Origin of the sequence: Rossellomorea vietnamensis (assembly GCF_001305855.1) — a bacterium.
GTDB classification, from domain to species: Bacteria; Bacillota; Bacilli; order Bacillales; family Bacillaceae_B; genus Rossellomorea; species Rossellomorea vietnamensis_A.
Window position 1 is genome coordinate 26,139 of record NZ_LIXZ01000022.1, and the last position, 24,783, is coordinate 50,921.

The window sequence follows — 24,783 nt, forward strand, 5'->3', positions numbered from 1 at the left end:
AGGGGAAGAATTCAATGCTAAACAGTTTACCTGCACAGGAACCAATACCTGTTACAGAAGATGCATCGACCATTAAGGTTAAAACGCTATTGATCTATTTGGCCATGCTGGCTCTCCCAGGTTATTTCATCAATCAACTGCCTCTTCAGAACTATGACGGATTGAAAGGACTCATTTGGTTTTTATATTTTATGGCCGTCACGCTGGGTTATAAGGATATCAGGACGTTCATCGCGTCCCTCATGAAAGTGGAACTCTTCAAGAAACCAGGAACCTACATATGGATTTTTTTCACCTTTATGCTTCCTTACGTATTATTACACCTATGTCTCCATTTCGAAGTACTGCTCGACAAATATTATATTTTTTACTTCAACAATCATATGCTCCATGCAAGCAGCTGGCGAGAGACGGTCGATGTGGCTGTCCTGACACCGATCTCAGAAGAAATTGTATTCAGGGGCAGTTTGTTGACAGTTCTTTTAAAATTCGTAAAGCCGTTTTGGGCAGTCGGCATTACATCGATCTTATTTGGACTTATCCACCCATCGGATATTTGGCTGTTTACTGTACTCGCAGGTTTCCTTTTAACTCTGACTGCGTATAAAACCAAGTCGATCCTGCCCGCGATGGTCGCTCATTCACTCTGGAATTTGTATATGGTGCAGCTGTTTCTATATTTTTAAAAACAGGAGGGGAGTGAATCGGTGAAAAAAATAAGTATTGTACTGGGCGTGATCCTGCTAGTCCCATACTGGCCAATCTCCATACGATCATCGCTTCAGCCAAGTGGTATTCGTTCGAGCATAACAAGAACGTTTCAACCAAAACCAAAACCATAACATCCCGTGACATATTTGAGAGGTTGTACCAACAAAGAGAATTGGCAGCAGAATTGGAAGACACGATTGTTTATTCAAGGATAGGGGATGAAGTACGACAAAGGGGCTGATGAGGCTTCGACTTATGAAATATTGTTTATGGATAACGATCAAATCACCTCTTTAAAAGTGGAGCTGCCAATCACCACATATGACGATGGGGATAAGTCCATTGAATTTATTTCAGGAAAAGGTGAAGTGCTAGAGGTATGTGAGGACGGTCAATGGGAAGAGTTTAATGGTTCTTTACAGGAGTTAATGAAAAAAGCCCATTAAAAAACGCTCAGAAAAAATGACACTGAGCGTTCTTTGTGATCATCATGCCTGCTTCTGATTATATCCCCGTTCCCCATAAGGCTGCATTTTCTCCAACCAGTTTTCCTCCAACTCAGCCAGAGCTTCTTTCTCCGTAACAAATGGATCATCATTCTTTTTCAATTTCTCCAGCACCTCAAAGGTAAAAGCGTCTTTGCCAAACTGGTTCCATTCAGTTTGTAACGCTTTACTGGTCGTGAATCCTTTGTTATCAAGCATAAACTTGATCCCGTTCAGGGTCTTCAAGTTCTTCGTACTTCCGATATAAATTTTACTGTTTTGATTGTTTGTAATTTGAAAGACACCTGCTTCAACCGGTGTTTCTTTATACTGTTGTTTTAACTCTCTTTTTCGATCCATGGTTGAGACCTCCAGTTTATTTTTTTACCCAATACTTGCTTCCGTCAGATTTCCGGTCCAGTAAGCCGTATTCAATCATGTATCTTCTGATGAGGGCATAATCTTCAAAAAAGCCTTTTAGTACCCCGTTTAATTCTTTTTCATCGTACACATGGTCTTTCTTCAACTGTTTTGAAATCTCACGAAGGACGACCAGCCTTTGTTTTTCTTTAGGCGGAAATTTCGTCAATGCCCCGTCGGAGAAGTATTTCTTCAGTATTTTATCCTGTTCGTCCTGAGTGACATTGTACCGTTCGTCTACCATGGTGGCTGTTTTATGAACCGGTACAAACGTCGGGGCGTTCTCATCTTTTTCTTTCAGTAATTCCATCATCGTCAGGAAGGTCTTCGCCTGTCGCTCCTTTTCTTTTAAAGCAAAGCGGTGATGACGGATGGTGGAGGCACTGCCAATATCCAGTTCTTCCTGAATGTCCTTATCGTTTTTCCCTTGGTAAAAAAGGGTCAGTAAACGTTTCTGATGATCGGTAAGCCCCGTTAGCTTTTTATCCATCCCGATCAAATAATCAAATACAGATGTGTGCGCCTGTTCAATATGAACAGCCATATATTTTTCAGCCAGGTAAAATTGATTTTCATATGGGTAAACCATGCCTTTTTCAATGGTCTCTCCGCACATAAGACAAATACATGCATCTTCTTCTTCAATATAGCCTCTCTTCATTTCTTCCAAAGTGGCATTCCAAAACAGGTTGGAAAGTTCCATTTCTTAACACGCCCAACTTAAACTTAATTTAATTTTGTTTGTTTATTTGTAAATATATTATAATTTTGTTTGTTAAATGTCAAACGAAATTCAGAATCTAACATACATCTTCCCTCTATATAAAGGAGATTGATCGATAAGAATAGAATCTAAACTTACAAGGTTCATCCACTGGAGGTCATAAACATGAAAGAGCATATCGTCGAGGTCATCCATCAAATCGAAATCGATCACGATGTGAAAATTTTATTTGCCTGCGAATCCGGCAGCAGGGCATGGGGGTTCCCTTCTAAAGACAGCGACTATGATGTCCGCTTCATTTATATCCATAAGCCAGACTGGTATTTGTCCATTGATCAGAAGAGGGATGTGATTGAAATTCCGGGTGGGGATTCCGTCTCGATTCCGATTGATCTGTTGTTGGATATGAGCGGATGGGAGCTGACGAAGGCACTGAGGCTATTCCGGAAATCGAATCCGCCTCTTCTCGAGTGGCTCCGATCAAACATTGTCTACTACCAGTCTTATTCCACGATTGATCAAATGAAGGAACTGGAGCAGAAGATATTTTCCCCCGTTTCCTGTATGCATCATTATTTGAGCATGGCGAAGGGCAATTTCCGGGATGATGTTCAGGGAGAGGAAGTAAGGATCAAGAAGTATTTGAATGTGCTCCGTCCCGTACTGGCTGCCAAATGGATCGAGAAATATGATTCGATCCCGCCGATTGAATTTCAAGAGCTGGTGGAAGAACTGGTGTCAGAGGGTGAATGGAAAGATTCGATCGCAAACTTGTTAGAACGGAAGAGAGCGGGAGAAGAGATTTATCTTGAAACGAGGATCGATAACATCAATGAGTATCTTCATGAAGAAATCGAACATTTAGAAACCTATGCGAAGTTATTAAATAAGGACATTCCTGATCCAACGGAAGAATTGGACATGTTGTTAAGGGGGGCATTGAGAGAAGTTTGGGATGAGGAGTTGGGGGAATTGGGAAAACGGAGATAGGGGATGATTATACTAGTCACTGGTCAAGAACTGTGGTTTGTTGAAAATGGTATAAAATCATAGAATAAAAGGGCAAAAAGGTTAAGGATTACGTTCCGCTCAAAGAGTTCCAACCGTGGTCATAGGGGTGGAGCTCTTATTTGGTTATATCTTTCTTGAAGAGAAGAAGGGATAGAGATTAATTGCGTCATTTTTGACCATGATTGCGTCATTTTAAGAATATTTGCGTCATTATTTCGTTAATTGCGTCTTTTTCAAATTAATTGCGTCCTTTTCCAAATAATCCCTCTTCGGTTCAGCACCACGCCCAGCTATTTCCCCCCGCTCCCTCATCACTTCTCCGATTAAACCAGTACATAAGAAAAAAGCCCAGTGTAAATCCACCGCTCAATGTGAGGATGAATGTCATTATCGGATCAACTTCAACAATTCCTCATTGCACTTTTCTTTCTCATCATAAACCAGTCTGTGTCCGCTTTCCTCGTATGGAATCAATGAAGAATCCTTAATGTGTTTGTGGAGTTCGACAGAGAAATTAAAATCACACGTCTGATCATGTTTGCCATGCATGAGAAGCGTTGGGACGCCAATGTCACTTAGCTCATTTCGAAGGTCTTCATCCCTCAAGGATTTGGCGCAAGCGATGGTTGCGTGGGCAGAGGCTTCGAGAGCGAGTCCATCAAACCACGCGGAGAGTTCATCAGAAACGTCAGAGTGGAAGGAGTTAGTGCCAATATCAGCTATTGTTGCCGGTCGGTCATTTTCAAGGTCTCGAATCAGCATGTCTACTTCTTCTTTTTTTATTCCATAGGGGAAATCGTCCCTCTGAGTGAAAAGCGGTGCAGCTGGTCCCATTAAGATCAATCTTTTTAAGCTGTCGGTCGCAAATTTCGTTGCGTAACGGATGGCAATTGGTCCACCCATCGAGAAGCCTGCAAGAAAAAAGCTTTGCAAATTCAGTTCTTTGACGACTGCGTCTATATCCTTTGCAAGAGTAGTATAATCATATCCATGAACAGGTTTGTCTGATTGACCGTGCCCTCTCAAGTCCACTCCAATAAAACGGTAACCTTTTTGAGGTAATTCGTTCATTTGATATTCAAACATTTTATGATTGAGCGGCCATCCGTGGAGAAACACAATCGGCTGCCCTATTCCGATATCTTCTACAAATAATGAAACGTGCGGCTCTACTTCAACGTATCGACCCATTTATCTTGCACTCCTTTGAATATGAGATACACACTATTTACCCTATGGCAAAAAGGGAAAACGTAACATTTAGAAGAAGGTCCATGCATTTCATTCCCGCCTTACCAAACCACCCAAATAAGATTATAATGGAAATATCTTCTACCTGTAGAAGATAAATTACAGACTAGAGGTGATCTGTGTGAAACTGACATTCTTAAGCAGTCTCCGTCTGGTCATGTTCATCATGATCAGTTACATTTACTATACTTCTGTTGGTACACATACCACCGCCCAACTCATCTTTGTGATCATAGCCGGAATAGGGTTTATCCTTAATCATCTATTATTGGCATCAACACGTGAAAATACATATTACCCACTACCCATTGCATTGGATTTTATTTTGATTACAGGGTTTGTGTTTTTTTATCCCGGCTCTGCCCTTTATTTGATCCTATTCGGTGTGAATGCGGTCACCCTCTTCTTAGTCGTGGAAGACAAAAAAGTTCTTTGGGGGTTCTCCCTTACCTTTTTCATTATTTGGGGAGGAAGCATGTACTATATTTACCGGGCAACAGGCAGCATCTCTGTGATGGAAAACACCATCAATTTCAGCTTTATTGTGTTTGAGGCGGTCGTCGGACGACTTATACATAAACTTCTTCATGCACAGGCCAAAATTGAAACCCAGTACGGTGAACTGCAGGAGACCCATTCAGCGTTAACCTCGGCTCACGAGCAGCTTCATCACTACTCTAAGCAGGTGGAGGAGTTGACCCTGATCCGGGAACGGAACCGGATTTCAGGGGAAATCCATGACACGGTCGGTCACAAAATGACGGCCCTCCTCATTCAGCTTCAGGTAGCGAAAGAGCTTATGGAACCCCGACCTGACATGAGCAAAGAGAAGATTGTACTCTGTGAGGACCTTGCGAGGGAGACCCTTCAGGAAATCCGCCTGTCGGTCAGGACATTGAAGGATCACGACCAGCCGCAATCCTTTGTCACGACAGTGCGCAAACTGTTGGAGGATTATCAGATGATGACGGGTCTCACGGCAAGCTTCACGGTCAAAGGGGATGTCACGAGAATCCCGATTTCCGTTCAACTCGATCTGACCAGGGTCATACAGGAATCGATCACCAATGCCGTTCGGCACGGTCAGGCAAAAGCATGCAGTGTCTTCCTCGATGTATCCGAGTCCATGGTGGAAATCAGGATTCAAGATGACGGACAAGGAGCGGCGGAAATCAATCCCGGATTCGGCTTGAAGCATATGAGGGACAGAATCCATGAACATGGGGGAACGACTTTGTTTGAAAGCGGAACAGAAGGGTTCCTTGTGAAAGCAACCGTACCGCTTATCGAGATGAAATGGGAAATGGGGGGAACGTAAATGGTCAGAATCGTAATCGTCGATGATCAGGAATTAATGAGGGACGGACTTGCCACGATATTGGATTTGAGACAGGAAATCGAGGTGGCAGGGGTTGCGTCTAACGGGCAGGAAGCATTTGAGAAGGCCGGGGAACTCCGCCCGGACATCGTGCTGATGGATATTCGGATGCCAATTGCGAGCGGGGTGGAAGGAACGAAGCTCATCACAGCCGCCTATCCGTACATCAAGGTCCTGATGCTCACGACGTTCAATGACAGTGAACTCATCTTTGAAGCATTGGAAGAGGGGGCAAGCGGTTATTTATTGAAGGATATGCCGACGGATGCCATCGTCCAGGCGATCATGACCGTTCAATCCGGCGGCATGGTGCTACCGAAAGAGCTGACGGCGGATATCGTGAGGGAAATGAGGCGAAATCAGCCGGCAGAACAAATCAACACAGTGCCGGAAATCGTAAAGGAACTGACGGAACGGGAACGGGAGGTTCTTCAACACCTCGGTCTCGGACTGAACAACAAAGAAATTGCAGGAAAGCTTTATATATCCGAAGGCACCGTTAAGAATCATGTGTCCAATCTCATCAGCAAACTTCAGTTAAGGGACCGGACTCAGGCTGCGATTTTTGCCGTCCGTTACCACATCACGCATTATTGACCCATGACTTTCAGCATAGTACTCCTATGAAATACAGCTATCACAGCTGTATTTTTTTACGTTCAAATTCTATCGCTGGGGGGATTTGGAAAGAGGGGATCCCCGCTATACTTTAAGTATAGTCAAAGAAAAAAAGGGTGTGGAGATATGTTAGAGGTAAAAGAGCTGAAGAAGAGCTATGGAAAAAAAGAGGTTGTGAAGAACGTATCCTTTATGATCGAAAAAGGGGAGTCGTTCGGATTGCTTGGACCGAACGGAGCTGGAAAATCCACGACGATTTCGATGATTTGCGGCCTCGTGCCGTATGATCATGGGGATGTGTTCGTTGCCAGTCAATCGGTGAAACAATTTCCCGTACTCATCAAAAAGAAAATCGGGGTGGTTCCCCAGGAAATTGCCCTGTATCCAACGATGTCAGCAAGAGATAACCTGCTGTTCTGGGGGAAGATGTACGGACTGACCGGAGCACAGGCAAAGAAACGGGTGGATGAAGTACTCGAAATCGTCGGACTGAAGGAACGGGGAAAAGAGCGGATTGAAACCTTCTCAGGAGGAATGAAGCGGAGGATCAACATCGGAGCCGCCCTGATGCACGAACCGGAGCTGTTGATCATGGATGAGCCGACGGTGGGAATCGATCCACAGTCGCGCAATCACATCTTAGAGACCGTCAAAGCACTGAATGAAAAAGGCATGACGATCATTTATACGAGTCATTACATGGAGGAAGTAGAATTCCTTTGTAACCGCGTCGGCATCATGGATCATGGGGAAGTAATCGCCCTTGGGACGAAGTCGGAACTGTGCAGCCGCCTTGCGGGAAGCAGCTTCATCCAGATAAAGGTGGAAAACCTATCGTATGAGGCGATGCGGGAGTTGAAAAAGGCAGAAGGGATGGTTCAAATCGCTTTTCAACAAGAAGCGGGCATCATCGAAGTATTTGCACCGAACCCGCAGGAAGCCGTGGCCTCTGTCATCACGTCAGCCGTCCACGCCGGATTGAAGATCGAATCCGTTGAAATCAAAGAATCGAATCTGGAAACACTTTTCCTGCAGCTGACAGGACGAACGTTACGGGATTAGGAGGAGAAAGAAATGAGCATGTTCACCATTGCATGGAAAGATATCAGGATCCGCCTCAATGATCGAAAGTCCTTTATCACCCTATTACTGATGCCGATCATCCTGACAGCCATCCTCGGATCTGCCTTAAGCGGCGCTTTCAGTGAAAACGGATCGCTACCGGAACTGACTGCAGGAGTCGTCGTGAACAAACAAGATGACTTGGCAGACCGATTCCTTCACGACACCCTGCAGGGAAAAGAATTGAAGGACAGCATCATCTTAAAGAAGTATAAAACAGAAGCCGCTTTGCGGAACGCCATCGAGGAGGGAAAAGTGGATGCCGGCCTCGTCATTCCCGACGGTTGGGGAGAAGGGATAATGAAGGGGGGAACCGTACCGGTCAAACTTTTTAAAGATCCTGGTAAAGACATTCAGTACTCCATCCTTTCCACTATCACAGAATCCTTCACAAAACGTGTGACAACGGTATCGGCGGCTACACGGACCGTGGGTCAGGAGTTGAGCTCGGCTGTGCCGGTGTCCAGTCAGAATATCGACCTTTCCGCTACAATGAAGGATCTTTCAGAAAAACTTACTGATATTGCAGATTCAAAGGAAAACGGGGTCACCACTCAAAAAGGCGGCAAAGAACCCCTTTCTGGCATGCAGTATTACGCTGCCGCCATGGGAGCCATGTTCATCCTGTTCAACACGACCATGGGAGCCAAAATGGTCATTCAGGAGCGGAACACGGACACATTGGCGAGACTCATGATCAGTCCCATCCGCCACTCTTCCATCATAGGTGGGAAATTCCTTGGCACCTTTTCGTTCACCGTCCTTCAGTTCACAGTGTTCGTCATGACCACTCATTATATTTTTGGAGTGAACTGGGGCAGTAATATCGCGCAGCTTATCCTCGTGGGAGTCGCATACTCCGTTTCGGTGTCGGGGCTTGCCATGATGCTTGCCGGTTTCATGACTGAAGAAAAGACCGTCGACTCCATCGGTGGAATTGGTGTTCAGGTTCTCGCGCTTCTTGGGGGTTCGATGATTCCGTTGGCCTCGTTTCCAGAGTCCATGCAGCAATTCGCCTCCATCGCCCCCAATAAATGGGCCCTCGGTGGCTTTCTCGATATCATGAACGGGGCATCGTGGGATACCCTCATCCTGCCAGTAACAGTACTCGTACTGATCGGCCTTGCCTCATTGTGGATCGGTTCATTGAAATTAAAGCTTAGATAAGGAGAGAAATAGGATGGGAAAAATCATCAGCATAGCCGTATTTGAAGTGAAACGACTTTTTAAAAATCGCCGTGCCTTTCTGCTGCTGTTCGGAATGCCCCTTTTATTCACCTTCATCTTCGGTGGAGTCATAACCGGGGGTGGGGAGAATAAGCCGGAGATTGCCGTGGTAGATGAAGATCAGACGGAGGCGTCACAGGCCCTGGTCAATGAAATGAAAGCAAGCGATTCCTTCACATTTACTAAAGGAAATGCCAAGAGAGTTGCCGAACAGTTCGACAACCAGGAAATAACGGGATATATTTCTGTGGAAAAAGGATTCGAATCAATGCTTCAAAATGCGGAACCGCCGGAAGTCGTATTTGTTTCAGCTCCTTCCTTCGAAGGGGCAGCCCTTGTGAAGCAGCTTCTCAATGACAGCATTGTGAAACAGAAGGTAAGTGTTGCTGCTGCCAAGCTTTATCAAGAGACAACGGGTGAAAATCCGGCCGTCATCAAGGAAAAAATCTCAGCTGAACTCACGTCTGTACCGGCTGCCTTTGAAACCGTCTCCGTTACGAAAAATGAAAACGTGCAATCGATGAACAATCTGACTGCTCGTTCAGCTGGCTTCACGATCATGTTCGTCATGATCGCCATTCTATCAAGCACCGGAATCCTTCTCGAAGCGCGTCAAAACGGGGTCTGGTACAGAATGATGTCCACTCCTGCCACCAAAGTGGAAGTATTATGTGGATACATGCTGGCATTCTTCGTCATCGGCTGGATCCAGTTTGGAATCCTGATGACTCTGTCAGAGAAGATTTTTCACATCGAATGGGGAAATCCGTTTGCCAATATGATTCTCGTTTCAAGTCTGCTTCTCTGCAGCATCGGCCTCGGCCTCTTCCTTGCCGGGTTCGTTAAAACGTCAGAACAGCAATCCGTCTTCGGGAACCTGATTATCATTTCTACCTGCATGATCGCCGGTGTCTACTGGCCGGTTGACATCATGCCGGACTCCATTCAAAATATCTCCAGATTTCTTCCGCAGTATTGGGGGATGGAAGGGTTTACGGAGCTGACGGCAAGGGGCGGAGATATCACGGATATCGTTACCCCAGTAGGGATCCTCCTTGGGTTTGCGGTTATGTTTTTGATGGTGGGTTTGAGAAGGGTGAGGTTTGAGTAAAAGAAAGTGAATCGAGAACCAACAAGAAAAGGCCATGGACCTCCATGGCTTTTTTCATATCCTGATGACCAAATAATCCCCGTTCGTCATCTGGACAACGTCGGCTTTCAATCCTTTTGCGATATCAACAGTCATCTCTTTTAATTCCTCAAGATCCTCACTGTATAGTAGAAGCGGTCCACCGTTGATCACTCTGTCCCGGTTTGAGGTTAGGTAGGCTAATATTTGATAAGGTGGTTTCATTGAATTTTCCCTGCCCAAGAAGAATCACCCTTTCAAGTTGGTTTTCATGACAGCATGAGATTTTTTTGTGCTTTCGAGTAATGGACATTTTTTAACGGCCTCGATGAAAGCATCGATGTCCCGTTTGATCGGCACGAGGGTGATCATGACCTTGCCGTCCTCATAATCTTTTCTTGTAAACTGATACCGTTTGACCCCCAATGCCCTGCATGCTTCAAATAAGGCGGCCTGACGCTGACCGAAGTTATCGAGGTTGATCCTGAAGTGATTTTCTTTCGGGTAGATGACAACGGCCATACCTTCTTCAGAAAACAGCTTTTCAGCGTTGTCCGTACCAAGGAGGTTGCTGACATACATGTCATCCACATACAAGGAGGAGTGTTTGACGACCACTTTTCCTTCTTTGACTTCTGCAATGTCGCCAATCGTTTTACCCTTGGTGAATCTCTGCAAATAGTAAAGAAGAGCAAATCCTATCAAAGCACCCCCGGCAATACAGATCCATAGATTATCCAGATTGAGAGCATTGTGGAGGATGGATATCGTAAGGGACGTGACGAGTGCCACGATAAAGGCAAGATAATTTCTGGCTTCGAATGTTTTGGCGATCCCATCTATGTACGCTTTCCCCCGGTAGGTGAATTCCGTTTCCTCCAAGTCGCTCAGGCTTTCTTTTTCCATCTTCCGGACATCCCTGAATTGTTGAAGGGCCAGGGTGAGGAACGTCACAGCCACGAAGTTTTTGCTTAATAAAGCGGGAATGGCTACGGCTCCCAGGGCCGCAGCTACAAAACCCGTGATGATTTGAATGAAATATCCATTTGGGTAGCTCGGATACTGTCTGAAGTCTTCTTTGATCGTCAGGATCCTGGCCATTGTTCCAATGATGATCGCACTTGTTATGGTATATAGTTCGTTTGCAGTCAAACCAGTTGATTCCATGGGATGTCACCTCAATTCAATGAGTCAATCTGGAATAGTATGGGGAAATGGCAGTTGAATTATGCGGTGTGGGGATGCGAAGACACAAGAAAGCCAGGCAATTCATTCTGCCTGGCTTACTTCTTTTGATTAAAATAACTGACTGCCGTCATCCTGCTCAATAGAGCGACGGTAAGGATGGACAGGATCATGTGTACGGACGATGTGACAGGGCTCAGTTCCTCTGTTTTTACAACAAATCCGCCAAAGGTTGTCAGGATGGATAAGAGGATCAAGAGTAAGGCGGATTTCCTCATGACGTTAAACCTTAACGCAAGGAAGACGGCATATCCTATGAAGAATAAAGCAATCATACCGAGCAATCCGTGTATCGCATAAGTGAAGTTGGCCAGTTCCACATCCGTGTTCTTGACTTCAAATAGTAATTGGCTGAGTTGAAAATGTTTAAACAAGGCACCGATTAACACCTCGAGCATAAGTGCTGAAAACCCGATCAATAAAGGCTTTTTCACTTCATTCAACTTCAGGTTTCCAGTTCCTCTTTGTAATCCTTCATGAAGGAAAATAAGAGAGATTAATAGAAAGAGGCTGAACATGACATCGAGTGTCGTGAAACCGGTTGGTGTCCCGAGCAGTACATTCATTCCGCCAATCATCGCCTGAGTGAGCAAGAGAACCAGTGAAAGTAAGGAAATGACTTTCACTGCTTTATCGGTTGTCTTTCTCCACGCAACGATGGCGTTGATCAGGATGACAAGGCCGAGCAGTGTCGTGAATAACCGGTGAGAGTATTCAATTACGATGCGATAATTGGTGATATCCGGGATGACTTTCCCGTTACAAATCGGCCAATCACTCCCGCAGGCATCACCAGAATGTGTCGCTACGACCAGGTTGCCGAGCACCAATGCAGCAATGGTAACGATGATCGTAAAGAACGAAAATTTATTTTTCATATCATTGTAGTCCTTTCGTGTTAGAATCAATCATATATTGATATCTGTTCATATACTAACAGGATTGTGAGAAGGAACACAATCGATTGACGTCAATGTCACATAACGTTCATCTATGGATAGAAATGATTGGAAGGCTTGTTCGAAAAAAACATTACAGGGTGAGATTTCGTCCGGATATCTCATCTGTTTGACAGGAACACGTTCTTTTTTTATCATATAAATAAGAATACATGAACACATTGTCATATATTGAAATAGAATAGGAGTGTCGACATGCGAAAGAATAATAATGAGGAAGAAAATGTAGTGGGGCATAAACAGGATGAAAAAATAGATGAACCGTGTGTGGAGATTGATGAAGAAACGTTATTTATCGTCACTCAGACGTTTAAAGCACTGTCCGAGCCAACTCGTGTAAAGATTCTTCATCTACTTGCGCAAAAAGAACACTCTGTTAATGATATTGCTGAAAAGCTGTCGCTGCTTCAAACGACCGTATCTCATCAGTTACGATTTTTGAAAAATTTACGACTGGTCAAGTATAGACGTGAAGGCACGACACTGTATTATTCTGCCGATGATGATCATGTCATGAATATGCTTCAGCAAACGATGCACCATGCGAGACACCACTAAGGAACATTGGGGGAGTTCAAGATGGACGAATATAAGCTTCAAGGACTCACGTGCGGAAACTGCGCGAGAGAAATGGAAGAGGAAATCAATAAGCTTGAAAATGGAGAAGGCTCGAGAATTCTTTATAACAGCAGCAAATTAATCCTGTCTGAAGGCGTGGATATGCAAAAAGTGGAGAAGATCCTTTCATCGGATGGAGCTGTCCTTGTGAAGGATCACGGCGATGAACATGCCCATGACCACTCCCACGAGCATACGAACAGCAGTCACATGAAAATCCTGCTTGGAATTTCAGCCATCATCTTTTTTTCAGCGATCTATGTAGATTCACAATTGGATAACCTGGTACCGGTCATCATGTATTTGACGGCTGCTACGACGAGCGGATATCCGACCTTCATCAAGGGAGCAAAGAATGTATTGAAATTCAAATTCAACATCGACACGCTTATGACCATTGCCTTGATAGGGGCGTTTTCCATAGGAGAATGGAAAGAAGGGACGCTTGTAGCCATTCTATTCGGCGTCAACGAATTGCTTGAAGGAATGGGCATGGAAAAGGCGAGGAAGTCCATGGAGGAATTATTGAAGGTCGCACCGAAAGAAGCGATTCTGATCGAAGGGGACCAGGAAAGGATTGTACCGATCAGTTCGTTGAAAACAGGGGACCTCGTCCTTGTGAAATCAGGTCAGAAAATCCCGTCAGACGGGATCGTCGAATCGGGTAAGAGTTCCGTAAACGAAGCGGCCATCACCGGTGAAGCCATGCCGGTGGAAAAAGAAAAGGATGAGAAAGTGTTCGGGGGAAGCATCAACAATGAAGGGGTCCTCAAGGTAAGGATTTCGAAAGAATACAAAGATTCTTCCCTTGCGAAAATCCTGCATTTAGTTGAAGAGGCGCAGGAAACCAAAACTCCGACAGAACAATTCATCAATCGGTTTGCACGGTATTATACACCGATCATCATGATCGTGTCCGCATTGGTAATACTCGTTCCGCCCCTTCTATTCAATGGTGATTGGGGAGATTGGTTTTATCAAGGGCTGGCCGTACTCATTGTTGGCTGTCCGTGTGCACTGATCCTGTCGTCTCCGATAGCCATCGTCTCAGGGATTGCCCGCAATGCGAAAAACGGGATCCTGGTAAAAGGCGGCGTGTTCCTTGAGCAACTAGGAAAAATTGATACTGTTGCATTTGATAAAACGGGTACGCTGACCAAAGGGCATCCGTATGTAGAAGAAATGACCGTCTTCGATCAAGAAAACTTTTTCCGGATTGCCGGTTCAATTGAAAAATCATCTTCACATCCGATTGCAAAGGCCGTCATGAAAAAGATCAGCGAAGACGCAATAAACCAGGCATTCTCGGAACCTGAAGACATCAACACCATCTCGGGGCAAGGGGTATCCGCCGTGATCGAAGGGAAAACCTACAGAGTCGGAAACGAGAAAAGCCTCGAATGCTCTGTTTCTCCTGAAGTCGAGCAAAGAATCCAAGCGTTGAAAGCGAATGGGTATACCCTTGTGATCGTCTCAAGCGATACAGACGTTCTTGGATTATTCGGCATCACGGATGAAATCAGGGAAGAAAGTAAGGAAATCATCCAAGACCTTTATGCTGCCGGTATCAAACAGGCAGTGATGCTGACGGGAGACCATGACAAGACGGCAGAAAAAGTGGCACAGCAAGTAGGGTTGACCAATTATTATGCAGGTCTCCTGCCAGACGAAAAAGTCGCTAAAGTAAAAGAGCTCACAAGTCAGGGGAAAGTGGCCATGGTCGGTGACGGAATCAACGATGCCCCAGCACTGGCAACAGCTGACCTGGGAATCGCCATGGGTAAAGGAACCGACAGTGCCATTGAAACAGCCGATATCGTGCTGATGCAGGATCATCTCGGCAAACTCCCTTCCGCCATCAAGATTGCCAAAAGGGTCAATAACATCATTAAGATCAACATTTCCCTGGCATTGGGGTTAAAATTGATAGCATTACTTCTGACCATTCCGGGACTACTGACATTATGGATTGCCATCCTGTCTGATATGGGTGCAACCATATTGGTTACGTTGATTAGTTTGACGGTGATGGTTGGGGAGAAGTCGAAGGCGTGAAATTAATTGAAAGGAGCGGGACGATCCCTGCTCCTTTCATTTTTTTATTGGGCATAACAGGGGTTTTCACTGCTGTTAGGAAGATCAGGCTAGGTACCAGAGCTGATAAATAGCCGGAAAAATTCCGCTTAATTAGTTATTACTATTAAAAATGGCAGAAATAGCCGGAAGATTGAGACCGTCGATTAATTCAAGAAAATTTCGTTTTTCACATACTTTTCTACATTTTAAAAATTCTTCATCACTTCACTCCAATGTTCGGTAAAATAAAGATATATCTAACGTATGGAGTGATTGTAATGGCGCACATTCAATATAAAACATTTGGCCAACTAACTTTATCAGATTATGAAGTTTTTTCTTCTGTTCCTGCCCATCCTTTCTGGAGCCGGGTAGAAGAGGTGGTTGACTTTTCCTTTGCCGATCAACTCTGTGCTCCCCTGTATTCCACAAAGGGACAACGCCCTTATGCTCCCTCCTTAAAATTAAAAATCCATTTTGTGCAACGCTATCACAATTACTCTGACCGTGAAATGGAAGAGGCCATACTTTATCATCTACATTTAAAACGTTTTTTGGGAGTGCCCGTTTCTTTCAATGGTTTCGATCACAGTACCTTGGGTCTCGATCGGGACCGCATGGGTTCGGACCTTTTTGATGCGTGCCATCACCATATCCTTTCCCAGGCTTTGGCGAAAGGGCTATGGGGAAAGGAAGATGACCGCTGGCTTATCGATTCCTTCCATACTTACGCCAATATTGCGAAGGTGGGTTCCTACCGTCTTATTCAACAGGGAATCCTCCAGATCATCCAACATATCAAACGGACATATTCGAAGTTATATACCCACCTTTCCCAGGGCTGTCCCCTCAAAAGCTTCCTGAAACGGCTCTCCGACCAAGCCCCTGAAGGGGATCGGCTGGTATTATTCAGCCGCCTGGCAGTGGAAGGGTACAGCCTGTTACATTGGCTGGAAAGTGAGAGGGCGAAGCCTTTATTCTGGGCATGGGAGAACGATAAACAACAGCTTCGCTGTTTAGAACTTCAAGGGATTCTTTATCAGATCCTGCAAGAGAACACCAAACCAGTTAATCCTTACGGCGATGGACAGGCACAACCCCAATACAAGGAATTGCCAAAAAAAGAAAAGCCAACGGATCGCATTCGGAGCGCCTATGACCCGGAAGTCAGAGGTGGGCACAAAACGAAATCTATGACGTTTACTGGAGATAAAATACAGGTCCTGGAGTCGAGGCAGAATGGATTAATCCTGAATACCGAACCCATTCCGGGTAACGAATGGGATGGAGACCGTCTGGTTCCAATGGTTGAGGAAATGGTCAGTCGCTACCATGTATTGCCGAAGCAAGTCATCGGGGATACGGCTTATGGCACGGGGGGGAATCGCCAGAAAATAAAAGAGATGCAGATTTTACTGAGCGCCCCTATACAAAGAAGTACAAATCCGACAGGATTATTAGAAAGCAATTGGTTTGTTTATGATCCAAGCATGGATGAGGTTACCTGCCCTCTTGGATACTCGACTTCTAAAAAAGTACGCAATAACAAAAATCAGGGCTATCAATTTAAATTTCAAGGTGAAACGTGTCAAGCTTGCCCCTTGTTTGACCAATGCACGACCAATGAAAAAGGGCGGACCGTCTTTATCAGTGATTTTTATGAAATCATGGAACAAGGAAAGTCCTATAATCAAACCGATGAAGGAAAAAACGCATTGAGGGCCAGGTACGATGTGGAGAGAACGAATCATGAAGCTGCCAACCATCACGGGCTTAGAAAACCAAGAACTAGAGGGAGAGAATCATTAAGGATTACGTCCAAGTTGACGGCCATGGTCATCAATGTGAAAATCATGGTTAAAAAATTAGCTGAATCCATCCAGCCCTTTTACCGCTACAAAAATTGCGAAAATCGGGTAAAGGCCCCCGTCTGCCCAAATTAGGGAAATGATAACAAATAGAGGGCCCCTACAAGAGGGAAAACCAATTATATAATGAAAGTTTGTGAAAAATCCCGATAAAATTCACAAAGTCTGTAAAATAAGGTGTAGAAGAGAATTAAACTACAACTTAATCGACGGTCTCAGATTTCCGTCTATTCACCTGAAAACACAAAAATGGTTGGATTTTTCTGTGCATAAGCGGAACTCGTCCGCCTATCTATACCCAAAACGAGGTCCGAGCTGATTATAACCGGAAAATCTCCGTTTATAACCTCGACTAATTTACTAAAGCTGTTTCGATCCAATCGGGAATGTTCTACTTACCATGTGGAGAAGTCAAAACAACCAATTCTCTTAAATGGAATAATCCTTATTGTATAAGAGCTTATCCTTGATGGTGAGATTTTTTACAATTTTTACTAATAGCGGACGGTTACTATGCTAAACTTACATATAATGAATCTAGTGTTTATTTTTTTAAGAGTAAACCAAAAACAGTTGAAGTATATCATCCTGCATCAACTGAAAGGAATCTTTCATCTCGGTTCGGTTGACATGATGACACAGGCTCAATTCGTTGAGGAATTAGTGGGCAATCTTACGAATAAAGATGTTATGTTTCAGTGATTGCCTGCTTGAAGATAACCCGGAGACATTTCACTTTGGGTTGAAGAGCATTCGAAAGAATCTTCCGGAACGTTTGATGAAAACGAATAGGGCATTGATAAGCGATTTAGTTTAAGCAGATCCTGTTGAAGTGGGGGCTTACAAATGTTTGATACGTTTAATTTTGACCTGATCTACCGTGAACGAAATGATGTAACCCCATTAGTGGTCATGATGTGTGGTGTGGCGGGTTCCGGTAAAACGACTTTTTCAAAAGTTTTAGAGCAGGAAGGATTTGTGCGCCTTTCAATTGATGAAGAAATATGGGCAACTAATGGACGGTGGGGAATTGATTTCCCAATGGAAAAGTTTGAGAAGTATAGAAAAGATGCAGAAGTAAAATTACGCAATCGTCTTATAAAATTAATCCACGATAAACAGCAGGTGGTAATAGATTTTAGTTTTTGGGACCGTGGGAGAAGGAATCAATATAAAAAACTGATCGAGGATTCAGGCGGTAAATGGATACTGGTTTATTTGAAGGTTCAAGAACATGATTTGCGTGAACGCCTTACGTTACGTAACCAGCGTTTTGATGCGAATTCCTTCCCTATTTCAGAAGAGCTTTTAGCGTCATATCTGAAGGGTTTCGAGATCCCCAAAGGCGAAGGGGAGATGGTAATAGATAACTAGAATGAAAAGATTGAAAGTACAGGAAAAATTGGAGTAAGGATTGAAGTTGAATATGAAGATGGAAAATGGCATTTAAAAGAGTCGGAATTAAGCTGGATAAGCTAAGTGGAAAACATATGAGTTTCGCATTAATGTAGATTAATTTTTAAATAAAGTAACCCCGTTTCCCCGCCATTTTCTTATCCGGATTGATACAAAAGCAGGATTTCCCCTCCCCATCTCAGAATACATAGTGAAAAAGGAATGAAAGGAGAATAGATATGAATGTTGAAAAACAGATCTTAGATTGGTTCACTCATTTCCACACTCACCCGGAAGTGAGCTGGAAGGAATATGAAACGACGAATAAGATTGCAGCAATTTTGGATGAACTGAATGTGAGCTACAGGAGATTTTCTGATGTGACAGGTTTGATTGCTGAAATAGGTGAAGGAGATGAAGTGACGGCTGTGCGAGCGGATATCGATGCCCTGTGGCAAGAGGTGGACGGGGGGATGCAGGCGAATCATTCCTGTGGACATGATGCCAATATGTCGATGGTTCTCGGAGCGCTTCTTTATTGCCTTCAGGATCCTCCAAAGGATAAGCGGATTCGTTTCATTTTTCAGCCTGCGGAGGAGAAGGGGAATGGATCGCTGACCATGATTGAGAAAGGGGCCCTTCTGGATGTCGGTTATTTATTCGGGGTTCATCTGAGACCGAAAGAAGAATTGGATCACGGGGCCTTTTCGCCTTCGGTTCATCATGGGGCAGGCATTTACATGGAAGGGAAAATTAGAGGGGTAGATGCCCATGGTGCTAGACCTCATCAAGGGAAGAATAGCATTGATGTGTTGGCGGCCATTCATTCCTTTTTAAAAACGATTTATTTGTCCCCATTTGAATCGTATTCTGCCAAAATGACCAAGCTCGCTGCAGGAGGGGAGAATCTAAACATCATTCCTGGAAATGCGGAGTTTGCAATCGATGTACGTGCCCAGAAGAATGAGGTGCTGGAGGAAATACAGCGCCGTCTCGAGGATGGGGTCGATGCTATTGCCAAGCTGTACGGAGTCCCCATTGATTACGCATGGACAGACTATACACCTGGAGCGGAAGTGTCTGCTGATGCTGAGAGCATCACGAGGGAAGCGATTCGATCCATCGCCGGTGAAGAAGCATTGGCTCCGCCGGTCATTACATCGGGCAGTGATGATTTTCATTTTTACACGATCAAGCATCCGGAAGTGAAGGCGGCGATGATCGGGGTCGGGGCGGATTTGACTCCCGGGCTGCATCATCCGGACATGACGTTTAATACTTCAGCGTTGAATCAAGCGGCAAAAATAATAGCGGAGACGTTAAAAAAGGCATAAATCTGATTGGAAACGGTACCAAAAACCGATTGACTACTCCAAATTCTGCCCTTATGATACTCATATAGCGACTATTTAACGACAATTAGGAATAGTCAAAAAACTGAGTGCTTTCAAGGGGGAATTTGGATGAAGAAAGAAATGTCTTTTTGGCTGGCAATCATACCATTGCTCGTCATGATCACCGTAATGGCTATTACAATCGTGGTTTTGGAGCAGGGGCCGCACATTCCTCTGATCATCGGTACAGTCACGGCTGCACTTGTCGCCTGGTTTTCAGGGTTCAAGTGGAAGGATATAGAGGAGGCGATGTATAAGGGGATTCGTCTTGCTTTACCTGCCGTCGTCATCATCATGCTTGTCGGATTGACGATCGGTGCGTGGATCGGCGGGGGAGTCGTGGCGACGATGATCTATTATGGTCTGAAGATGATCACACCTTCGCTTTTCCTATTATCGATTGCTGTTATCTGTGCGGTTGTGTCGCTTGCGATCGGAAGTTCCTGGTCGACGATGGGGACAATCGGGGTTGCGGGTATGGGAATCGGCATTAGTATGGGGATTCCGGCTCCGATGATTGCAGGTGCCATTATCTCAGGGGCTTATTTCGGTGATAAGATGTCACCGCTGTCAGATACAACGAACCTCGCTTCGGGACTGACCAACACGGATCTTTTTGTACATATCCGCCATATGCTTTACACGACGATCCCGGGCTTTGTGATTGCCCTGGCTGTATATGCTTATTTAGGAAGGAACTTTGGAAAAAGCGGGGTCAATACGGAGGACATTGAAAAAACAATTGGTGTTCTGCAGGACAGCTTTGTCGTTTCACCGTTTTTACTGATTGTACCGCTGCTTGTCATTGTGCTCGTTGCCCGAAAGGTTCCGGCCATCCCTGCTCTGATCGTGGGGATCATTCTTGGATTTGGAGCACAGGTATTCATTCAGCATGATTCGTTTGCGGATGCTGTTTCGGCTCTTCAAAGCGGATACGTGATCGAGACAGGGAATACGATGGTCGATGACCTGTTTTCCCGCGGGGGTCTCGATTCCATGATGTATACGGTCTCGATGACGATTGTCGCGATGACCTTCGGAGGGATCTTGGAGCACACAGGTATGCTTCGTGCCATCGTCAACCAGATCCTTAAGGTGACCAAAACATCGAAAGGCTTGGTGGCTTCAACCGTTGTTTCTTGTTTTGCCACGAATGCTTCATGCTCTGAACAGTATATTTCGGTCGTGGTGCCTTCAAGGATGTATGCGAATGCCTATAAGGAAAAGGGACTGCATTCAAAGAATCTGTCGCGTGCCCTTGAGGACGGGGGGACGTTGACATCCGTCTTCATCCCATGGAATACATGCGGGGTGTTTATTTTAGGAACGCTCGGGGTCCATGCATTTGATTATGCTCCATATGCGGTGTTGAATTTTATCGTGCCGATCATTTCCATCATTTATGCCTTCACGGGCTTCAGCATCACGAAGTTGAGTGAAACTGAAATGAAGGCAATGGAGCAGGAGGATGCCACCCTTTCCTCCTGACCCGGTCAATAGATGGGGAAGGTCAGTTCATAAATGGCCCGGGGCCTTCCTTGTGCATACGTCATTTCTTCTCCAATAATCTTCGCAGAACCGTTGTCGACCAGCTTCTTCAAGATCCGTTCCGTAGAGCGCCGTGTGATTTGCATATAGTCAGAAAGCTCTGCCGCAGTGAAATCACGGGACGAGCGGGATTTGTAGAATTGAATGATTTTGGACAAGTTTGACGGACTTAGTTTTAATTGTTTGGCAAGGGACAGCATTTCGGGAGTATTATTTTTCAGATGCTGTTTCTTGTTTTTATCAGGATAAGGTCCTGACATTTCTTTATCCTCATTTAAAATAAAGGCGCAGCCATCAGGATGAACCTTTCTGGCAAATGACAACGCGGTCTCTGCGTTTGCCTCTGCCTCCGCCGCCGTATGACCGTATCCGAACCCTGCAAGTACGGGGTTTTCAAGGGAGTCGGTACTTTCCAGGAAATGTTCGATGCTTCCCCTATTGCTGTAAATCGTGTAGGAAGGTGCATCCTTATTTTCTTGGAGTGTTCCCTTCATCAAGCGGGCGAGTTCATGAAGACGTTCATGTTCACCCTCCCAATCTTGAACGGAAAGTCGGACAGCAGCGATCGTGCCTGCTTTTCGTTTAGAAAGAAGAGATTGGGATTGAGCTTCATCGATGGTCCTTATCAGAGATTTGGAAGGGTCGATCATTCTCATGCAAGGGATGTGCAATTCGCTGAGCCGGTCATAAACAGCATGGATGCTCGTTAAGGCCAACTCCGTTTTACCCTCCTGAAATAACTGCTGGTGGAAGTCTGTATAGTCGTTGATGTTAAAGTTATGGGGCAGGCACTCTTTATAATCCTTCACATATCGGGGCGGGTTCTTGAGGTGTAAGTCTGACTGGACGTGATCGATGTAAGAACGATCCATTAAATCGATGGACACGCGGTCTGGTGCAATCTTATGATGGTACAGGATATAAAGCAGTGATGTCACAACCGCCGTTTCGTCCTGTTCAAGATAAAGGACCGGGACAGATAGTGTGCGGCAGGCTTGTTCTGAAAAAAAGTAAGGCAGTGCCCCGGAAAACAAAACAGCATCACAGGGTGTGATATCTTTCATCAGCTTACTTGCTTCCTGGGGTTCATCGTAAATATAGGGGACCAGTTCAATACTGTTTAAATCAAGTGCAATGGACGACTGAGCATGTTCTATGAACTCCCTGGACCCGATCAGGGCGATTTTCGTTTTCATGACAATCTCCTTTCTGAATTAACGACTATATAACGACATTATACCAAGGGGAAAGAAAATTTGTTAGTTTAAGGAGTGTTTATCTTATGATTATAAAAAAAATAAATCTGTATGCCATTCGATTACCACTGAAGCAGCCTTTTATCATCAGTTACCATACATATGACGATATGCCTTCTATCATTTTGGAAATGGAGACGGACGAAGGAATCATTGGATATGGTGAAGCGGTGGCTGATGAACATGTGACAGGTGAAACGTGGGAAAGCACATTTCAAGTGCTTCATCATACCCTCGCCCGGAAACTGATCGGGGAGAATCCGTTTCATATTGAAAGAATTCATGAGCTGATGGATAAAGCCATTTACAATGCCCCCACGGCAAAGGCGGCCATCGATATCGCTTGCTATGATGCCATTGGGAAAAAAGTGAATCAGCCTGTCTATCAGCTCATCGGTGGCCGGTATCATGACGAATTCAAAATCACCCATGTACTGAGCATAACAGACCCGGATACGATGGCAGAAGAAGCAGCCGGTATGATCGAGAAAGGATTTCAATCTTTTAAAATGAAGGTTGGAACCGATATCGATCAGGATATTGAAAGAATACGAAAGGTCAGGGAACGCGTCGGGTTGGATGTGCCGATCCGGGTGGATGTGAATCAGGGCTGGAAGAACAGTAGTCAGACGCTTAAGGCACTTCGGCAACTTCAAGGCATGAACATCGATTGGCTTGAGCAGCCTGTGTTGGCAGATGATATAGATGGGATGGTCCGGATCAAATCGAAGACAGATATCCCCCTCATGATCGATGAAGGGCTGAAAGGCGTACGTGACATGCGTGAGATCATCGGGAAGCAGGCAGCGGACAAAGTGAATATCAAATTGATGAAAAGCGGTGGGATTTATCCTGCAGTCAAACTTGCCCACATGGCTGAGATGGCAGGGATGGAATGCCAGGTCGGTTCGATGGTCGAGTCATCGATCGCGTCAGCTGCCGGATTCCATGTGGCTTTTTCCAAAAAGGTCATTACTAGTGTAGAATTGACGGGACCGATTAAATTTTCACAGGACATCGGGGACCTGCATTATGACGTCCCCTATATCCGCCTGTCGGATAAAGCGGGTCTCGGTGTGAAAGTAGATAAAGATATTCTGGAAGAGCTGACTGAGTTCAAGAGTATCGTAGAGTAAGGAGCATGGGATCATGGATTATCTATTTGAAGGATTTCTTGACAAAAACAATGCATCATACAATGTCCGTTTGTTAACAAAAGAGCATATGAGCCAATTACAGCAGCTGCAGGAGCTGGTCGTGGAGACATTGACAGAAAAAAAGAACCTGCAGCCCCTGACGTATGAGGAATTGGATTATATATTAACTGGAAACGGGCTTATGATCGGAGCCTTTACAGAGAAGGGATTAATCGCATTCCGCGCCTTATTGATCCCCCCTATTGATGAAGAACATCTGGGGCTGGATGTTGGATTGGAAACTGAAGAACTGCCACAGGTCATCTATCAGGAAATTTCGAACGTACACCCAAATTACAGAGGCAACCGGCTTCAGCAAACACTCGCTCATCTGATCATGCAAGAACAGGCGAAGCTGGATCAAGGATTCACCTATGTGGCGTGCACGGTCGCTCCTTTTAATATTCCCAGTTTAAAAGATAAGTTCAAGCAGGGAATGGAGATTGCTGCCCTCAAGATCAAATACGTCGATCAATTGCGCTATATCTTCCTTAAGCGCCTTGAGGGAGATGGCGGAGGAGGAGAAATTTCCGAGATTTTAAGAGTTCCGATGGAGGATGTCGAGTGTCAGCAGGCGTTATTACATGAAGGCTGGCGCGGGATTTCGCTGGAGGAAGATGATGGTGGGTACAGGGTGTTGTATGTGAGAAGAGAGTCAATGGGATAAAGCTCCGTCTATTAAAATAGCGGACTTGGAGTGAAAGGCAGCCTTCATTGTGAGGCTCCCCTGATTAATAAGCGGAGTTTTTCCGGTTATCGTACAAAATATGGAAAGGTTCGGGGGAGATAAGCGGAATTTTTCCGTTTAAGGCAAGTCAAGATGGTCCATTTTAAAGCTTTTAGAGTAAATAGGCGGAATATTTCCGTCTATTCCTCGATATTTCGTGCAGAATTCCTCAATAAGTGATTAAGTCTATATAATTGTGTAAATAAAAAAGGGCCATTTTAATTCCCATGATACAATGTTTTCGACCAAGAAAATCTGTACATGGAGGAATTAAAAATGACCCAACTTAATCTTACTTTAAATATTGAAGATTTAAAAGACCAGGTGGCTAACTCTGATCTCGATGCCCTTGTTAAATCTTCCCTCGTCTTAGTGCTTAATGAGTTTATGGAAAAAGAACGTAATGACTACTTAAATGCTAAGGC

General features: G+C 44.8%; 22 protein-coding genes and 2 pseudogenes. 17 read left to right on the forward strand and 7 right to left on the reverse strand.

Annotated elements, in window-relative coordinates; genetic code table 11:
• Window positions 1-14 precede the first annotated feature (14 nt).
• Together AM506_RS19285 and AM506_RS19290 are read left to right on the forward strand one after the other, a co-directional pair.
• Window positions 15-686: a CPBP family intramembrane glutamic endopeptidase gene (locus AM506_RS19285; protein WP_060674411.1), complete on the forward strand. Its 672-nt coding sequence runs from the start codon at window positions 15-17 to the stop codon at window positions 684-686.
• Between the two features lie 243 nt (window positions 687-929).
• Window positions 930-1,157 (forward strand): hypothetical protein, encoded by a 228-nt coding sequence (locus tag AM506_RS19290; protein ID WP_060674413.1) that lies wholly within the window; start codon window positions 930-932, stop codon window positions 1,155-1,157.
• Window positions 1,158-1,199: 42 nt separating this feature from the next.
• Here AM506_RS19290 and AM506_RS19295 read toward each other — a convergent pair whose 3' ends face one another.
• Window positions 1,200-1,556 (reverse strand): GIY-YIG nuclease family protein, encoded by a 357-nt coding sequence (locus AM506_RS19295; protein ID WP_060674415.1) that lies wholly within the window; start codon window positions 1,554-1,556, stop codon window positions 1,200-1,202.
• A 16-nt stretch (window positions 1,557-1,572) separates the two neighbouring features.
• Window positions 1,573-2,319 (reverse strand): DUF2087 domain-containing protein, encoded by a 747-nt coding sequence (locus tag AM506_RS19300; RefSeq protein ID WP_060674417.1) that lies wholly within the window; start codon window positions 2,317-2,319, stop codon window positions 1,573-1,575.
• A gap of 186 nt (window positions 2,320-2,505) precedes the next feature.
• On the opposite strand from AM506_RS19300, the gene AM506_RS19305 reads away from it, so the two are divergent.
• Complete coding sequence (locus AM506_RS19305; protein ID WP_060674419.1) at window positions 2,506-3,330, forward strand: nucleotidyltransferase domain-containing protein; 825 nt, start codon at window positions 2,506-2,508, stop codon at window positions 3,328-3,330.
• 408 nt (window positions 3,331-3,738) lie between these two features.
• Here the strand turns inward: AM506_RS19305 and AM506_RS19310 are convergent, their stop codons facing one another.
• Window positions 3,739-4,542 (reverse strand): alpha/beta fold hydrolase, encoded by an 804-nt coding sequence (locus tag AM506_RS19310; RefSeq protein ID WP_060674421.1) that lies wholly within the window; start codon window positions 4,540-4,542, stop codon window positions 3,739-3,741.
• A 181-nt stretch (window positions 4,543-4,723) separates the two neighbouring features.
• On the opposite strand from AM506_RS19310, the gene AM506_RS19315 reads away from it, so the two are divergent.
• The 5 genes and pseudogenes from AM506_RS19315 (at window position 4,724) to AM506_RS19335 (ending at window position 10,058) form a co-directional block, all read left to right on the forward strand.
• On the forward strand, window positions 4,724-5,920 hold the full coding sequence (locus AM506_RS19315) for a sensor histidine kinase (RefSeq protein ID WP_060674423.1): 1,197 nt from the start codon (window positions 4,724-4,726) through the stop codon (window positions 5,918-5,920).
• Window positions 5,921-6,577: a response regulator gene (locus AM506_RS19320; RefSeq protein WP_060674425.1), complete on the forward strand. Its 657-nt coding sequence runs from the start codon at window positions 5,921-5,923 to the stop codon at window positions 6,575-6,577.
• Window positions 6,578-6,724: 147 nt separating this feature from the next.
• Window positions 6,725-7,400: pseudogene (locus AM506_RS19325) on the forward strand (ABC transporter ATP-binding protein); the annotation flags it as partial.
• A gap of 272 nt (window positions 7,401-7,672) precedes the next feature.
• Window positions 7,673-8,887 (forward strand): ABC transporter permease, encoded by a 1,215-nt coding sequence (locus AM506_RS19330; RefSeq protein ID WP_060674428.1) that lies wholly within the window; start codon window positions 7,673-7,675, stop codon window positions 8,885-8,887.
• 13 nt (window positions 8,888-8,900) lie between these two features.
• Window positions 8,901-10,058, forward strand: a complete 1,158-nt coding sequence (locus tag AM506_RS19335) for an ABC transporter permease (RefSeq protein ID WP_060674430.1) — start codon at window positions 8,901-8,903, stop codon at window positions 10,056-10,058.
• A 54-nt stretch (window positions 10,059-10,112) separates the two neighbouring features.
• Here AM506_RS19335 and AM506_RS19340 read toward each other — a convergent pair whose 3' ends face one another.
• The 3 genes from AM506_RS19340 to AM506_RS19350 form a co-directional block, all read right to left on the reverse strand.
• Window positions 10,113-10,301 (reverse strand): capping complex subunit for YIEGIA, encoded by a 189-nt coding sequence (locus tag AM506_RS19340; RefSeq protein ID WP_034760392.1) that lies wholly within the window; start codon window positions 10,299-10,301, stop codon window positions 10,113-10,115.
• Window positions 10,302-10,325: 24 nt separating this feature from the next.
• Window positions 10,326-11,243 carry a YIEGIA family protein gene (locus AM506_RS19345; RefSeq protein WP_060674432.1) on the reverse strand — a complete coding sequence of 306 codons (918 nt, stop codon included), beginning with the start codon at window positions 11,241-11,243 and terminating at the stop codon, window positions 10,326-10,328.
• Window positions 11,244-11,359: 116 nt separating this feature from the next.
• Window positions 11,360-12,199: a COX15/CtaA family protein gene (locus AM506_RS19350; protein WP_060674434.1), complete on the reverse strand. Its 840-nt coding sequence runs from the start codon at window positions 12,197-12,199 to the stop codon at window positions 11,360-11,362.
• A gap of 276 nt (window positions 12,200-12,475) precedes the next feature.
• Between AM506_RS19350 and AM506_RS19355 the strand changes: the two genes are divergently transcribed.
• From AM506_RS19355 to nhaC, 6 genes are all read left to right on the forward strand, one after another.
• A complete protein-coding gene (locus tag AM506_RS19355) occupies window positions 12,476-12,838 on the forward strand; it encodes an ArsR/SmtB family transcription factor (RefSeq protein ID WP_060674437.1) in 363 nt (120 codons plus the stop codon).
• Window positions 12,839-12,859: 21 nt separating this feature from the next.
• A complete protein-coding gene (locus AM506_RS19360) occupies window positions 12,860-14,953 on the forward strand; it encodes a heavy metal translocating P-type ATPase (RefSeq protein WP_060674439.1) in 2,094 nt (697 codons plus the stop codon).
• A gap of 299 nt (window positions 14,954-15,252) precedes the next feature.
• The gene (locus AM506_RS19365) at window positions 15,253-16,917 is read left to right on the forward strand and encodes a transposase (RefSeq protein WP_060674441.1); all 1,665 of its coding nucleotides are present in this window, start codon (window positions 15,253-15,255) and stop codon (window positions 16,915-16,917) included.
• A 771-nt stretch (window positions 16,918-17,688) separates the two neighbouring features.
• Window positions 17,689-18,216 (forward strand): AAA family ATPase, encoded by a 528-nt coding sequence (locus AM506_RS19375; RefSeq protein ID WP_060674445.1) that lies wholly within the window; start codon window positions 17,689-17,691, stop codon window positions 18,214-18,216.
• Between the two features lie 260 nt (window positions 18,217-18,476).
• A complete protein-coding gene (locus tag AM506_RS19380) occupies window positions 18,477-19,571 on the forward strand; it encodes an amidohydrolase (RefSeq protein ID WP_060674446.1) in 1,095 nt (364 codons plus the stop codon).
• Window positions 19,572-19,700: 129 nt separating this feature from the next.
• The gene (gene nhaC / locus AM506_RS19385) at window positions 19,701-21,119 is read left to right on the forward strand and encodes a Na+/H+ antiporter NhaC (protein WP_060674448.1); all 1,419 of its coding nucleotides are present in this window, start codon (window positions 19,701-19,703) and stop codon (window positions 21,117-21,119) included.
• Between the two features lie 5 nt (window positions 21,120-21,124).
• On the opposite strand, the gene AM506_RS19390 is transcribed toward nhaC, so the two are convergent.
• Window positions 21,125-22,375, reverse strand: a complete 1,251-nt coding sequence (locus AM506_RS19390; RefSeq protein ID WP_060674450.1) for a hypothetical protein — start codon at window positions 22,373-22,375, stop codon at window positions 21,125-21,127.
• A gap of 86 nt (window positions 22,376-22,461) precedes the next feature.
• Between AM506_RS19390 and AM506_RS19395 the strand changes: the two genes are divergently transcribed.
• The 3 genes and pseudogenes from AM506_RS19395 to AM506_RS23670 form a co-directional block, all read left to right on the forward strand.
• A complete protein-coding gene (locus AM506_RS19395; RefSeq protein WP_060674453.1) occupies window positions 22,462-23,571 on the forward strand; it encodes a mandelate racemase/muconate lactonizing enzyme family protein in 1,110 nt (369 codons plus the stop codon).
• Window positions 23,572-23,584: 13 nt separating this feature from the next.
• Window positions 23,585-24,298: a hypothetical protein gene (locus AM506_RS19400; RefSeq protein ID WP_060674455.1), complete on the forward strand. Its 714-nt coding sequence runs from the start codon at window positions 23,585-23,587 to the stop codon at window positions 24,296-24,298.
• 336 nt (window positions 24,299-24,634) lie between these two features.
• Window positions 24,635-24,783, forward strand: a pseudogene (locus AM506_RS23670) (IS256 family transposase); the annotation flags it as partial.